Raw genomic sequence first — 728 nt, 5'->3', positions numbered from 1 at the left:
GCCGAGCGCGTCCTCGGCCGCTCCCGGGACGACCTGCTCGCACGGGTGATCCGGGACATAGAGGGCCTGAACGACGAAACCTTCACCGAGGCGTTCCAGCGGGCCTTCGATTTGCAGGCGGCGGTGTCGTTCGAGGCCCGCTTCCATCCCCCTGGCCTGTGGCTGGACGTTCGGGCCTACCCGGCGCCGGACGGGCTGACCGTCTACCTGCGGGATACCACCGAGCGTCATCGCGAGCGCCGGCGCCTGGAGTTCCTGGAGACCGCCGTGGCCCGGCTGAACGACGTCGTGGTCATCACCGAGGCCGATCCATCGACGGGCCGGGGCTCCCGGATCGTGTTCGTCAACGAGGCCTTCGAGCGGGTGACCGGTTATTCTCCGGAGTCGGTGCTTGGCCGGGTGACGTGGGACCTGCTGGGGCCGCGGATTTCGGACGAGTCGCGTGCGCGCATACGTGCGGCGCTGGAGCGGGGGGAGTCCGCCGGCGAGGAGCTGCTCAGCCATACCCGTAACGGCGAGCCGTACTGGGTGGAGCTGCGTGTTGTCCCGCTGCTGGGCCCCGGGGGCCGGCCGACGCATTTCGTTGCCGTCATGCGCGACGTCAGCGACCGCAAGCGTGCCCAGCTCGCCCGGGAGCGTTCCAACCGGGCACTGCGCCTGCTCAGCCGCTGCAACCGTGCGGTTATTCGTGCTGCTGACGAGCGGCGGCTGCTCGACACGGTGTGCCG

1 protein-coding gene is annotated in these 728 nt (G+C 70.2%); it reads left to right on the top strand.

Features of this window, described 5'->3' with window-relative positions; all coding sequences use genetic code 11:
• Positions 1 to 728, top strand: a 728-nt coding sequence (locus G7A99_RS22820) for a PAS domain S-box protein (protein WP_163144316.1), incomplete at both ends; no start/stop codon positions are given.

The sequence above is a fragment of the Arhodomonas sp. KWT genome (assembly GCF_010993615.1).
This window is presented reverse-complemented; position numbering and strand designations above follow the sequence as displayed.